A 12,952-nucleotide genomic window follows, 5' to 3' on the forward strand; every position below is an offset into this window, starting at 1 on the left:
ATTGCTTGATTTGTGTCAATCGGACATTTCCAATCCTCTTAGCTACTTGATGAGCTTACACAATGGTCAACAGTTTCTCTCCCGCCTCAACCTGCTTCTTATCGCAGATCTTTAAGCTTACAAAATTGTTCATATTGGATACAAGCACAGGGGTCGTAAGGGAAAATCCCGCTTCCTTAATTTTTTCCATATCAAATTCCAGCAGAAGACTTCCCTTTGTCACATGGTCTCCTTCCTTGCAGTGAATGGTAAAGCCATCTCCTTTCAGCTGCACCGTATCAAGGCCCACATGGATCAAAACCTCTGCTCCCCTATCCGTGGTGATTCCCACTGCATGCCTGGTGTCGATCACCGCGCTGATGGTTCCATCCGCAGGAGCATACACCTTTCCCTCTGACGGGATAATTGCCGCCCCTTCTCCCAGCACTCCGCCTGCAAATACCGCATCTTCCACCTCTGTTAAAGAAATCACAGTTCCCGCAAGAGGGCTTGCCAGTTCAATGGTCTCCACCAATGGTTTTTTCTCTTCAAAAGCAGCATCAGATTCAGATGCCGCTCCCCCGTCTGCCTCCCCCGGCTTATAAAGAATCAGGGTAAGGATAAAGGCAAGTGTCACAGAAGCCACCAGGGCGATCACACCGTTTATCATATTCCCAAAGCCACCGCCGCCGATCATCTGGATCAGGGATAAACTGGAGGGAGAACCGCCGAAGGAATAGGCCACCAAATGGGTAATTCCCGCATAAAGTCCTGAAATAGCGGCAGCAATGACAGAGGCGATCATAGGAGTTTTATACTTTAAGGTCACACCGTACATGGCAGGCTCTGTAATGCCTGCAACAATGGCAGAGACACCGGCGGCAGAGGCGGTGGATTTCACGTTCTCATCCTTTGCCTTGACCGCAACAGCCAGGGAAGCGCCGCCCTGGGCCAGATTGGAGCAGAACATGGTAATAATCAGGATTGCGTCAAAGCCCAGGCTGGTGAAACCGATGGTCATCAGCGGGATCAGAGCATAATGCATACCCGTCATAACGATAAACGGCATGGCCGCAGAAAGCAGCATAATTGTAAGCCAGCCGGCCTTGTCATACAGAAAGCTGATGCCGGAAGCCAGATAATTTCCAAGGATGCTTCCAAGCGGACCAACTACAACAAGAGCAACGGGTATGGAAATAAAAACCACAATCAAAGGCTTTAAAAACACCTTTACAATGTTGGGGCAGATCTTATCCGCAAACCGCTCAATATAGCCCATAATGGGTACGATGAGAAGCACCGGAAGTACGGAAGAGGAATACACGGCCGATGTGACCGGGATCCCGAAATAAGCGGTATTGCCCTGGCCCAAAAGAGCCGTAATATCGGGATGGATAAGAAGCGCGGCCACAACCATTGCCAGATAAATGTTGGAGCCAAGGCGCTTTGCCGTTGTCATTGCAAGCAACACAGGCATGAAGTAAAAGAATGCGTCGCCTGCTGCATTTAAAATCACATACGTGCTTCCTGTGGTATCCACCAGCCCAAAGGTCATGAGAAGGGTCAGAACCACCTTGATCATACCGCAGCCCAGCATGGCCGGAAGCAGAGGAGTCATGCAGCCGGCTACAAAGCCGCACATGCGGGAGAATAAATTCTCCTTTGGCCCTTCATCCGTTCCCCCTGTGCTCTCCTCAAAATGTCCCAGCTTTAAAAGCTCCTTGTGTACATTGCCTACCTCGTTGCCGATGACGATCTGGTATTGTCCGCCCTGGCGGACCACCCGGATCACTCCCGGCACCTTTTCAACTTCAGAATCCTTTGGAATGGCGCTGTCTTTCAGCACGAACCTCAGTCGTGTCATACAATGGGTCAGCCCGCTTACATTTTTTTCTCCGCCAACCTCGTCAAGCAAGGCCTGTGCGGTCTTTGCATAATCCAATGCCATATGATTTTCCCCCTTATTTTAAAGTTTTTTATTGTTATCTATCTGAAAAGGCGTCTGCCGGCTATCTTATAACGCCTTACCATTCAGTTAAGCGGATATTCGCAATCCGTTTCGCTACTTGATTCGGTTAAAAAGTGTCTGCACACTTTCCTGTGATATAATAAAAGGACCCTGCCGAAAAGCAGCCTGCCGGTCAAACAACCGTTGCAGCCCACTTTCCATGCAGGGTCCTGCCCGGACCATAAATCCTGTCCGGTAACAATCCCAGCCCTCTGTTTTAAACCAGCTCTCTGGTAACCTTTTCTATGTGAATCATCAGATACATCATTTCCTCCCGGTCTATTTCATAATAATACCGGTCATGTATATAATTTGCTATTTTAATAATACAGTTATAGGACCTGCGGTATTTGTCCTTTAACAGCTGATACCACTCTTCGTCAGTCTCCTCATACTGCTTATGCTGAAGCATGCGCTGAACGAAAAAACGTATGTGAGTCACAAAACGCCTGTAATCCCAGGATTCCGTATTCAGTTTTACCTGAAAAGAAGCTTCCACAATATCCACGATATCCTTGATAATTTCCGTAATAACCTCTAAATCATCAGTCTCCGCCCGGTTCAGCTGTCCATAAACAAAATGGAACGCCAGGAACATGGCTTCATCCTCTTCCATGGAAATATTAAGCCTTCTCCTGATCAAGTCCACCGCATACAGCCCCACCTTAAACTCATTGGGATAAAACCGCTTCCCCTCCCAAAGCATGGCATTGCGCAGGATGGTCCCGCTTCTGTAACGGTCTGCAGCACCGGCGATATGGTCGCACACCGGAAGAATGATCCGGGAATCCAGCTGCATTCCAAACTCACTTTTGGCGTAATCCACGGTTTGTTCACTGATCTCCCAGTATTCCTGGGGAAGCTTTGCAAAATACTCCTCAAAATGACGGGCTTCCCGCTTGTCATTCTGTACAAATACCCGCTCCACCAGCTTACGGTCCACCTCATCGCCCTTTTTCTTTCCAAAGCCAATGGATTTACCCTTCAGAATGATTTCTTTCCCCCCGGAATTGTAAGCGGATACCATATTATTGTTCAAAACTTTTTCAATCTTCATATTCCCTTTCAATAACAAAAAAAGACAAGCTACGAGGACCATCACATAACGAGAATACGTGACTACAATCCTGTAGATCTTGCCTGCCTTACCAGTCACAAACTACAAATCTATTTTCTAAACGCAGTATATCACGGATCATTGCAGAAGTCTATTTGCAAATTTATTCAATAACGCCGTTATATTTCGTACAATATGCACAAAAACATGCCGTTTCCAGCCAGGCCGCTGCTGAAAACGGCATGATCATTTTCTCTTATCTCACCACTTCTTTTATCATCTCATAAAGAACCAGAACATCCGGTATCCTGGTAGCTCCTGTTTCTTTATCAATGATGGAAGAATATACATGAGGAATAATAAGCTCTACCCCTGCATCCACCGCAATTTCTAAGATCTCCTTAAAGTTCTCAAGGTCAATTCCTCCCGTAGGTTCCAGGCCAAAGCCGGTCTCTTTGCAGGCCTTTGCCACTGCCTCCAGCTCTTCCCGGACCTTAAGGCCTCCCATTGGGAAGTACTTTAAGGAATCGGCTCCCTGTTCCCTTGCCATGGCGATGGCTGTCTTAACAGGCACCACGGCAGGCTCCAGATCCTTGCACAAAGGTCCGGTGGAAATTTTTACATACCCAGGCTTTCCGCAGGGAGCCACCATGGAATTTATAAACGGACCGTCCCCTGCCTTTGCCCTTGTATATCCGCCTGCCGTAAAGGTCTGGTTGATGTGCTTTGGCTTTATCTGACCGGAGATTTCCGCCACTGCCTTCCACTGTCCCGGATTTCCCGCTCCCAGTCCTACGGAAATATTGTTGTCCACTGCTGCCTGATATTTCTTCATATCTTCCACAGCGCTTTCCACATCCGGATAATCCGCCGATAAAATGCCAACCGCCACATGACCCTGTGCAGCCTCATAGATTGCCCTTGCATTTTCCACGGAATTAGTCAGGCAGTTTAAACAAACCCTTCCTTTATAAAAATTCAGTTTTTCCATCCTTTACATTCCTTCCTTTGCCGACTGCTGGATTTTTACAAGCCTTTCATGGATCATATTCAGCTCAGCCACGCTGTTTAAGGGCCTGGGATCAACTGCGATGGAACCTAAGTTAGCCTGATAGTCCCTGGTAAAGACAGCCACAGTTCCCTCTTTCAGCTTCTCTACCAAAGTCTTTGCATCCATGCCGTAAAGCTCCGGGTCAAATTCGATCCTGCAGCGGTATATTTCTCTTCCGGCCTCATCCTTAATCATGGATGTTTTACAGCCCCGTATCTCCCCTACACGGGCCGCAAACGCTTCCAGTTCTTCCTTTGTCACAGGGCTTGTTTTTTCTCCGGCCAGATATTCCTCAATGGCTTTCACAAGGCCCATGGTACATTCTTTCCCCACCTTCATGGTGCGCCCGATGCCCTTGTACTGAAGCCTCATATGATCTGCCAGCTCTTTTGTCTTGCAGGCCGCAAATCCGCTGGTCGGCCCTTCAATGGCCTTTGCTCCGCTGTAGCATACGAAGTCGGCTCCCAGGCCGGCGTAGACCCTTAAATCCTCTTCCGCGGCCGCATCTACGATGCAGGGGATTCCCAGGCGGTTTGCCAGACGGATCACTGTTTCCGCATCCACCATCTCCTTTTGGACGCAGTGATGGGATTTGACGAAAACCACCGCCAGCGTGCGTTCTGTCACAGCCTGTTCTATATCATCGGCCGTAGAGCCGTTGGCATAGCCGGCCTCTTTAATGGTTCCTCCTCCAACCTGGATCATCTGGGCAATGGGGGCGCCGAAGTCCACATTCTGCCCCTTTAAGAGAATCACTTCTCTTTTAGGCTCAAGGGGCAGAATATCATAAAGATGTTTTACCTTTTGAAGATTGCCCCTGCAGATCAGGGAAGCCACTGCCAGGGCAATGCCCGCAGAAGCGCTTGAAGTAACGCAGGCATCCTCTATCCCGATCATGCTTCCGATCTTCCTTCCTGCCCATGCATAGAGATCGTCAATCACCACGTAATTTCCAGCTGCCTCCACCAGCGCTTCCCCCACCCCTTTTGAAATGGTAGAAACGCCCAGCTTGGTCATTCTCCCGGAAGCATTGATCACGGCCTGTAAGCCGTTTCTGCTATATATGTTTTCCATATTCATACTCCTTAGTGACTCTTACAGGATGCCAAGCAGGGAAGCGATGACAGCCACTGCCACAACCGTAAGCAGAATCCTGTTATAGTAAGGCCCCTTTTTCCTTAAATAAGTATAGATGGTAAATACGGCCGCCAAAGGCAGTAAGCCAGGGGCTATGGTATTTAATATATCCTGGACCACGATCTGGGTTCCGCTGACAAATTCAAATTTCAGCGGAGTGGTGATGTTTACATAGCTTGCAGATAATGCCCCCATCATGGTAAGACCGATGACATTGGCCGTAAAAATGATGGATTTCATCTTCCCGCCGTGGAGCAGGGACATGACGGACTTTTTGCCCAGGGTATATCCGTTGTGGATCAGGCCGTAGGCAATTGCAATGGAAATGGCCGGATACAGGATCAGAGGCATGATGCCGCCCAAAGCTGATCCGCTGCTTGCAAAGGGCAGGAAGATGGAAATGATAATAGGCATGATGGCCGCCCATACGATGGCATCTCCCATCCCGGCAATAGGGCCCATAAGTCCTGTCTTAATGCCTGTTATGGCTTCATCGGTCACATTTTCCCCATTGGCCTTCTGCTCTTCCATGGAAATGGCAATCCCCTGGATGATCGCTCCGAAGATCCCCTCTGTGTTAAAGAAAACCAGGTGGCGTTTTAAGGCTGCGCTCAATTCTTCATCCGTGCTGTAAAGCTTTTTTAAAACCGGCGTCATGGATGCACAGAATACCAGACTCTGCAAACGCTCATAGGAATTGGAAAGTTCCGCGCCGGCATAATAAATCCACATGGATTTTGTAATATCTTTTTTTGTAAGCTTTTTTACCTGTGTCTGCTCTCCCATCTTAAACTGCCTCCTCCTTTAACTGGAATAAACCTAAAAGCAATGCCATGCAGGTGGCAAAGATCGCCACTGCCATGGTGTCAAGCTTCAAATACATGACTGCAAAGAATCCAACGATAAAGAACGGCACCAGTGCCTTTTTCCCGATGACCGACAGGGTGATGGCAAAGCCGAGAGCCGGAAGGATGCCTCCCATGATCTCAAAGGAATGCATGAGCCACCGGGGAAGGATGGTGATCAGCTGTTCCACGGCTGTTACGCCGAAATAGTCAATGGCAAATACGATTGGAAAACGGATGATCAGGCCTGCAATGGCGGGATAGAGAAAAGCCGCCCTCAAAATCCCTTTTGTATCCGCCTTCTCTGCATAACGGTCCGCCATATGTACCCAAACCGCATTGGTAGTCCTTCTTAACTGGTCTACAAATACGCCGATAACACCAAAGGGAATTGCCAGGGCAATGGCAACCTCCGGCGTCATATTGGACATGACCCCCAAAGGAATGGCAATACAGCCTGCAAGGGCCGGATCACTTGGAACATTGCCTCCCGGCGTGGACGTAACTCCCAGATAAACCAGCTGAAGCCCTGCCCCGATCTTCATGGCCAAAGGCATATTTCCGGTGAGCAAGCCTACAAAAACCCCGATCACTACCGGCTGAAGCAGCATGGAAGAAAAGGTGTACCCAAATCTCAAACGGCAGAACCAGTAATAGAACCCCATACATACAGCTAACATCAACACACTCATGTCATACCCTCCTTAGTTATTGTATTTTTTCAATATCCCATCCAAATTTTGAGGAACATCCTCCGGAATGGTCTGGAAGATGATCTTCACACCCGCTTCCTGAAGATAAACCAGCTTTTTCACATCCTCATCATCCAAGGTGATATTCTGAAATACCACCTTACGGTTAGGCGCTCCCCCAAGGCCTCCCACCTGAATGTCCGTAACTTCAATCCCTCCTTCATATACTTCCTTCATGCTTCCCAGATCAGGAAGTAGCAAAAGGACCCGTCCGTTTCCAAACTGGTTTTCCTTCCAGTTTTTAACTGCATCCGCCTTGCTGTAGCATTCTACCTTAACCCCTGCAGGAGCGGACATTAAGTAAATCTCCAGCATGAATTCATCAGCTGCAAGGCTGTCGCTGACCACAACAATTTTATTTGCCTGGGACTGGTTGACCCATTTTGTCATGACCTGTCCGTGAATCAGCCTGCTGTCGATCCTGCATAATACGATTTCTGCCATATTTCCTAATTCTCCTTTCTTTCCATGGATTCCATGATCTGACTCACCACGTCCATGACCGAAGCCTGTCCCTGTTTTAATACCACATCAAAGTTACAAGTCCCCGTGTACTGGATCTGTGTGCAGGCCTCAATCATAAGAGGTGCATTAAGGCCTGAAATCACCTTAATGTTCCGCTCTTTTCCGATTTTTGCACCTGCATTGGTAGTGGTTCCTCCAAAAACGTCAGTAAGGATCAAAGATCCCTCCGGCATCCCGGCTGCGTAACTCTCCACAAGGGCGTAATATTCGGCAAACGTCACTTCCGGTGTTAACGGGATCTCATGGACAAAATCCACGCTTCCCATAATCATCTTAAGGCTCTCCGTCAGCGCCATTCCCCAGCCTCCGTGGGTCAAAAGCAATATCTGCGGCTTTTCCATTTCGTACCTCCATTTCTTATGATGTGACCCTTGATAATTGAAATTGTAGCATACTACATTTTTAATGTCAATATTGTATTTATGATATTTGTACATATAAAATAATGTATTTTACTACTTTTCTTGTAATTATAACTTTTTTATCCCTGGAATATTGTATTTTGATTTTAAAATATGATATACTTATTTTGAAATTCACTACAGAAGTGCTACAGAAATAACAACACGCTTCCCTTTCCGGGAAGAGTGAAAGAAAGGCTGTATAACAAATGACTGAGAACTATGAACTTTTTACATTAATGGCCCGGATTGACGGTATGTCAAACCAGTTTACCAAGACTGACTGGAAAATCGTCCAGTATATTAAGAAGTCCACGGCCAAATTCATTGAACTGAGCGCCCAGGAGCTGGCAAAGGAAATCGGGACATCGGATGCCAGCATTATCCGCTTTGCTCAGAAAGTAGGATACTCCGGGCTTAATGAGTTAAAATATACCATGCAGAAGGAGATCGACAAAAGTTCTTCTTCCGTCAATCATTCCGACTACTCCACTCTGCTTAACGATAACAAGATGCTTTTGGACAGCCTGTTTAATCTCACAAACCCTTCGGACATCAACCATGCCAGGGAGCTTATGCTAAAATCCCAGCGTATTTTTATCGTTGGCCTGAATTTCAACCAGAATGTAGCAGAAATCATTGCCCACAAATTCATGACCATTGGACTTACGGTCCAGGCCCTGACCAATTATGATACCCTAAAGCTGTATCAGAGCCTGTCCAGGGAAAGCGACCTTTTTATCACCATCTCCCTTTCCGGCAATCACAAGCAGCTTTCCTCCATCCTGGCTGACTTTAAGAAAAACGGGAGCAGCATTCTGCTTGTCACCAATTACGAAAAGTCCCTCTGCTCTCCCTATGCGAACATAACACTTCTGGTCCCAAAAACAGACCTGCTCCACAGCAGCAACACCATTTCCAGGGAGATCCTCATCCTGGTTCTCTTTGACATGCTGTTCCATAACTTCCTCACAGAGGATGTGAAGTCCTTCCAGGCCTTCCAAAAGGCTGCCTCCTACTCTAAGCTGAGCGCGGCTGATGATACCAGGGATGGCCTTAGAAAGCTGATGGATCTGCTGTAAATATTGATGAGCCGGCTTTTGTAAAACAAACCGGCCCTGCTGCTGCCCCATATAAGAGAAAATGCTGTTTCCGGCCCTGCCCGGGCCAAAAACAGCATTTTCTCTTATTTCACAGCTTCCTATATCCTATACTTTTATCTTTTTTCAGACACACTTCATTTTCAAGCTGTCTGTTTTATTCCAAGCTTTAAAATCCTTTAATTAACTCTCCATTCTTAGGTTCAAAGCGTCCGGTAAAGAAGCGCAGAACTTCTGGCTCATATACCCATTTAAGACCGCTGATGTCATGCCTCATCTGATACAGCTGGATTATTGCTTCAGCAACATAGTCCAGATGTGCATATGTATAAACTCTTCTCGGAATGGTCAGACGGATTGTCTCCAGCTTCGGCACATGGTTCTCTCCTGTCTTAATGTCTCTTCCTGCGGAGACAATGCCGCGTTCCATGGTTCTGACACCGGAGAACTCATAAACAGCTGCTGCCAGAGCCTGAGCCGGGAAGTCCGTTTTCTGATCCAGATGATCTAAGAATGCACGGGCATCTACGAAAATTGCATGACCGCCGCTGGGCTTAACCATAGGAACTCCTGCAGCGTCCAGCTTTTCCCCAAGGTAACGGATCTGATTTACGCGGTGGCTGATGTAGTTGTATTCCATTGACTCTCTAAGGCCAATTGCCATGGCCTCCATATCTCTTCCTGCCATTCCGCCGTAGGTAGGCATGCCTTCATACTGTACGACCATTCCAGTTGCACGGATATATAAATCTTTATCATTCATGCACAGGAAGCCGCCGATATTGGTCAGGCAGTCTTTTTTTCCGGACATGGTACAGCCATCGCCGTAGGAGAACAATTCGTGAACAATCTCCTTAATGGTCTTATCCTCATAGCCTTTTTCTCTTGTCTTGATGAAATATGCGTTCTCCACACATCTGGTGGCATCGAACATTACCTTAATGCCATACTTATGAGCCATCTCAGACACAGCCTTAATGTTAGCCATGGAAACCGGCTGTCCGCCTGCCAGGTTTACAGTGACTGCAAGGCAGATATATGGGATCCTGTCTGCACCGACTTCGTCAATGAGAGCCTGGAACTTATTTAAGTCCACATTGCCCTTGAAGTCCAGAATTGCGCCTGGATCATGGGCTTCGTCAATAACCACGTCTCGGAAAGTAGCTCCATTGTGTTCCTGATGGAACCGGGTTGTGGTGAAATACATGTTACCAGGTACATAGTCTCCCGGCTTAATGGTAAGAGAAGACAGAATGTTCTCTGCGCCGCGTCCCTGATGAGTAGGAACAACATATTTGAATCCAAAGAGTTCGCGCACAGTCTCCTCTAAATGGTAAAAGTTTCTGGATCCGCCGTAAGCTTCGTCACCCAGCATCAGTCCTGCCCACTGTCTGTCACTCATTGCATTTGTTCCGGAATCTGTCAGAAGGTCAATAAAACATTCCTCTGATTTTAACAGGAACGTATTATATCCTGCTGTCCTGATGGCTTCTTTTCTCTCTTCTTTGTTTAAGTTGCCCATAGGCTCTACCATCTTGATTTTGAAAGGCTCCGGTGCAAATTTCATCATATCCATTACTATTCCTCCTGCAAAATATTTATATTTTTATTTTTTTTAATTAAAAAATTCTTTTCGTAATCCTTAAGGGATGCAATGGCCTGGCCTGATAAGGGAATGATTGCCAGCATATTGAAAATGGTCATAAGCCCTACACCAAGGTCTCCTAAATCCCACACAAAGCTATATGCAGCGATTCCGCCGACAAACAGCATCACCAGTGCAAAAATCTTATATCCTGTCTGAGCTGCCCATGTATCCTTGAAAATATAAGCCACATTGCTGCGCGCATAGTACAGAATGCCAATAAATGTGGAAAAGCTGAACAGAAACAGGATAATCGCGATAAAAATAACTCCGAATCTACCCAGGTGATAGTTCATAGCTCCCTGCAAAAGATCCATTCCCTCTAATCCGCTGATAACCTCAGCCGGTGCCAAAAGCATCAGAAATGCGGAACAGCTGCAGATTGCCAGGGTATCAATGAAAACACCCAGAGACTGAATCAGCCCCTGCGTTACCGGATGATCCACCTCGGCAGCCGCTGCTGCACAGGGGGCGGAGCCGCTTCCGGCCTCATTTGAAAAAAGTCCCCGCTTTACTCCGTTCATAACAACGGCTCCCATTCCTCCTCCTACCATAGGCTTAAGTCCAAATGCCTGGGAAAAGATGCTGTCAAACACAGCCGGAAGATGAACGATATTCCTGGCAATAATGAAAAGCGTAATTGCAATATAAGCGCATGCCATAATCGGCACAACCTTATCCAGTACCTTCACTGTGGCATTCTTACGGAGCACAATGCATGCGGAAACCGCAACCAGAACCACTGTCGTGGTGATCTGGGGAATGCCAAATGCATTTTTAAAGGCAGTGGAAACCGAATTTCCGATTACCTGGCTGATACCGGCCCAGCAAAGCAGACCAGAGAGCGCAAACGCAATTCCAAGGAATGTGCACTTGCATCCTTTTATGTAATAGGTGTTGCCGTCCATTGCCACATACTCTGCTTCCTTCTTTACATCCTTTACAAAGATATCTTCATGCTTCACCTTTGTAATAAACCGGATCCGGTTCATGAAATAGGCAGGTCCGCCTCTGTATCCTCCATAGAGAGGATCCTTTTCTTTGTAAATCTGCGCCAGCGTTGATTCAATGAATGAAGTAGACGAGCCTATAATGGCAGTCACCCACATCCAGAATACTGCGCCTGCGCCGCCAAAGGAAATGGCCGCTACCACGCCTGCCAGGTTCCCCATACCCACGCGGGTGGCCGTGGCGATGATCAATGCCTGAAGACCAGAGATGGAATTCTGATCCTCTCCCTTTTTTTTCCTCAAAGTCGCCCGAATCATTTCAGGAAAAAGCCGGAACGGCAGGAATCTTGTTTTAACGGTGAAATAAAGTCCTGCGGGAATCAGCAGGATTACCAGCAATGATATGCCGAACTGGGTTTCACCATTTGAAAATTCCAGAATAAACATGTCGCCCCACAACAGTTTATTAAGTGCCGTTACAATCTTTACGATGTAAAACACCAGCCATTCAAATAGATGCATTTCCCTATCCTCCTTTACATATTTAGTTTTTGCTTTCTACCTTCAAGTCCGTTTTGTGATGCATGATGTATGATGCATCATATGTGTTAGGTTTATTATACAACTAAAAGGCATTTTGTCAATATTTTTTTTTAACATTTTTTATATTTCTGCGGTTGTGGGAAATATATAGACAAGCCCGGCCAACAATTGTCCCTATTATTGCTTTTAAAAGAGATTTATAGTAAGATGTAAACTACAAGTAATTAAGACAAGCAGGAAGGAGAAGATGATAATGAGTACTCTTGTGAAAATGACCTTAAGCGAACAGATATACAATATCCTAAAAAATGAGATCATGAGCGGAACCATTCCTCTGGGAAGCAAAATAACAAACAGAGAACTGCAGGAACGCTTTTTAGTTTCCTCCACACCGGTGCGGGATACCATCAACAAGCTTTATCAGGATGGCCTGGTAAAAGAGGTTACTAAAACAGGCGCCCAGGTGATCAGCTTTGACTATGGATATGCGACAGAAATCAATGAATTCATTGCGGCTATCTCCTGTGTAGCTCTCAAAATGACCGTTGCCAAGGGTACTGACAGGGAAGTGACAAAGCATTTGAAGGAATATTTAAAAAAGCAGACAATTGCTCCGGATGATGATGCCTACTTTGACGCAGACTTCCATTTTCATAAGTCATTTTTTGACTTCTGCGGCAATCAGTTCTTAAAAGAGACCTACAAAAGATACAATCTTCTCCGTTTCCTGCTGATAAAGTTTGCTATCCGCACAGCGGAAGACCGGTCCTGCTCCACCAAGCAGCACGGGGATATTGTCAATGCCTACAGCTCCGGCCAATTTGACCTTGCCTCCCAGCTTCTGGAGCAGCACTATATCCACGGCCTTTCGCTGATTAAAGGATACAATCCATAAGAAAAACCAAGAGGCTGAGTAACCGCTTTAAATCCCACCTTACGATGGGCGGGTCCTGCCTATA

The 12,952-nt window shown here is 46.7% G+C and carries 12 protein-coding genes; 2 read left to right on the forward strand and 10 right to left on the reverse strand.

The genetic code is table 11. The features are described from left to right. Window positions 1–55 precede the first annotated feature (55 nt). From K401_RS0107005 to K401_RS0107040, 8 genes are all read right to left on the reverse strand, one after another. Complete coding sequence (locus tag K401_RS0107005; RefSeq protein WP_029700671.1) at window positions 56–1,927, reverse strand: beta-glucoside-specific PTS transporter subunit IIABC; 1,872 nt, start codon at window positions 1,925–1,927, stop codon at window positions 56–58. A gap of 277 nt (window positions 1,928–2,204) precedes the next feature. Beyond that, a complete protein-coding gene (gene licT, locus K401_RS0107010; protein ID WP_024292290.1) occupies window positions 2,205–3,044 on the reverse strand; it encodes a BglG family transcription antiterminator LicT in 840 nt (279 codons plus the stop codon). 256 nt (window positions 3,045–3,300) lie between these two features. Continuing rightward, window positions 3,301–4,035: a 2-dehydro-3-deoxy-phosphogluconate aldolase gene (dagF, locus tag K401_RS0107015; RefSeq protein ID WP_024292291.1), complete on the reverse strand. Its 735-nt coding sequence runs from the start codon at window positions 4,033–4,035 to the stop codon at window positions 3,301–3,303. Window positions 4,036–4,038: 3 nt separating this feature from the next. Next, entirely contained in the window at window positions 4,039–5,169 is a 1,131-nt protein-coding gene (locus K401_RS0107020; RefSeq protein WP_024292292.1) for a DgaE family pyridoxal phosphate-dependent ammonia lyase, read from the reverse strand. A 21-nt stretch (window positions 5,170–5,190) separates the two neighbouring features. Continuing rightward, window positions 5,191–6,018 carry a PTS system mannose/fructose/sorbose family transporter subunit IID gene (locus K401_RS0107025; RefSeq protein WP_024292293.1) on the reverse strand — a complete coding sequence of 276 codons (828 nt, stop codon included), beginning with the start codon at window positions 6,016–6,018 and terminating at the stop codon, window positions 5,191–5,193. A gap of 1 nt (window position 6,019) precedes the next feature. Continuing rightward, window positions 6,020–6,769, reverse strand: a complete 750-nt coding sequence (locus K401_RS0107030; RefSeq protein WP_024292294.1) for a PTS mannose/fructose/sorbose/N-acetylgalactosamine transporter subunit IIC — start codon at window positions 6,767–6,769, stop codon at window positions 6,020–6,022. A gap of 12 nt (window positions 6,770–6,781) precedes the next feature. Further along, the gene (locus tag K401_RS0107035) at window positions 6,782–7,273 is read right to left on the reverse strand and encodes a PTS sugar transporter subunit IIB (protein WP_024292295.1); all 492 of its coding nucleotides are present in this window, start codon (window positions 7,271–7,273) and stop codon (window positions 6,782–6,784) included. A 5-nt stretch (window positions 7,274–7,278) separates the two neighbouring features. Beyond that, the gene (locus K401_RS0107040; protein ID WP_024292296.1) at window positions 7,279–7,695 is read right to left on the reverse strand and encodes a PTS sugar transporter subunit IIA; all 417 of its coding nucleotides are present in this window, start codon (window positions 7,693–7,695) and stop codon (window positions 7,279–7,281) included. Between the two features lie 269 nt (window positions 7,696–7,964). On the opposite strand from K401_RS0107040, the gene K401_RS0107045 reads away from it, so the two are divergent. After that, on the forward strand, window positions 7,965–8,837 hold the full coding sequence (locus tag K401_RS0107045; protein WP_024292297.1) for a MurR/RpiR family transcriptional regulator: 873 nt from the start codon (window positions 7,965–7,967) through the stop codon (window positions 8,835–8,837). 187 nt (window positions 8,838–9,024) lie between these two features. On the opposite strand, the gene K401_RS0107055 is transcribed toward K401_RS0107045, so the two are convergent. Beyond that, window positions 9,025–10,431, reverse strand: coding sequence for a tyrosine phenol-lyase (locus tag K401_RS0107055; RefSeq protein ID WP_024292298.1), 1,407 nt, complete (start codon window positions 10,429–10,431; stop codon window positions 9,025–9,027). 2 nt (window positions 10,432–10,433) lie between these two features. Further along, window positions 10,434–11,972, reverse strand: a complete 1,539-nt coding sequence (locus tag K401_RS0107060) for an alanine/glycine:cation symporter family protein (RefSeq protein ID WP_024292299.1) — start codon at window positions 11,970–11,972, stop codon at window positions 10,434–10,436. 274 nt (window positions 11,973–12,246) lie between these two features. Between K401_RS0107060 and K401_RS0107065 the strand changes: the two genes are divergently transcribed. After that, the gene (locus tag K401_RS0107065) at window positions 12,247–12,888 is read left to right on the forward strand and encodes a GntR family transcriptional regulator (protein WP_034620283.1); all 642 of its coding nucleotides are present in this window, start codon (window positions 12,247–12,249) and stop codon (window positions 12,886–12,888) included. The last annotated feature ends 64 nt before the right edge of the window (window positions 12,889–12,952 follow it).

Origin of the sequence: Lacrimispora indolis DSM 755 (genome assembly GCF_000526995.1) — a bacterium.
Taxonomy (GTDB): Bacteria; Bacillota; Clostridia; order Lachnospirales; family Lachnospiraceae; genus Lacrimispora; species Lacrimispora indolis.

Bases quoted from the DNA above. Each gene is read 5' to 3' on its own strand.
- dagF (WP_024292291.1), bottom strand. From the start codon at position 4,035: ATGGAAAAACTGAATTTTTATAAAGGAAGGGTTTGTTTAAACTGCCTG.
- K401_RS0107055 (WP_024292298.1), bottom strand. From the start codon at position 10,431: ATGGATATGATGAAATTTGCACCGGAGCCTTTCAAAATCAAGATGGTA.
- K401_RS0107005 (WP_029700671.1), bottom strand. From the start codon at position 1,927: ATGGCATTGGATTATGCAAAGACCGCACAGGCCTTGCTTGACGAGGTT.
- K401_RS0107045 (WP_024292297.1), top strand. From the start codon at position 7,965: ATGACTGAGAACTATGAACTTTTTACATTAATGGCCCGGATTGACGGT.
- K401_RS0107020 (WP_024292292.1), bottom strand. From the start codon at position 5,169: ATGGAAAACATATATAGCAGAAACGGCTTACAGGCCGTGATCAATGCT.
- K401_RS0107065 (WP_034620283.1), top strand. From the start codon at position 12,247: ATGAGTACTCTTGTGAAAATGACCTTAAGCGAACAGATATACAATATC.
- K401_RS0107060 (WP_024292299.1), bottom strand. From the start codon at position 11,972: ATGCATCTATTTGAATGGCTGGTGTTTTACATCGTAAAGATTGTAACG.
- licT (WP_024292290.1), bottom strand. From the start codon at position 3,044: ATGAAGATTGAAAAAGTTTTGAACAATAATATGGTATCCGCTTACAAT.
- K401_RS0107030 (WP_024292294.1), bottom strand. From the start codon at position 6,769: ATGAGTGTGTTGATGTTAGCTGTATGTATGGGGTTCTATTACTGGTTC.
- K401_RS0107035 (WP_024292295.1), bottom strand. From the start codon at position 7,273: ATGGCAGAAATCGTATTATGCAGGATCGACAGCAGGCTGATTCACGGA.
- K401_RS0107025 (WP_024292293.1), bottom strand. From the start codon at position 6,018: ATGGGAGAGCAGACACAGGTAAAAAAGCTTACAAAAAAAGATATTACA.
- K401_RS0107040 (WP_024292296.1), bottom strand. From the start codon at position 7,695: ATGGAAAAGCCGCAGATATTGCTTTTGACCCACGGAGGCTGGGGAATG.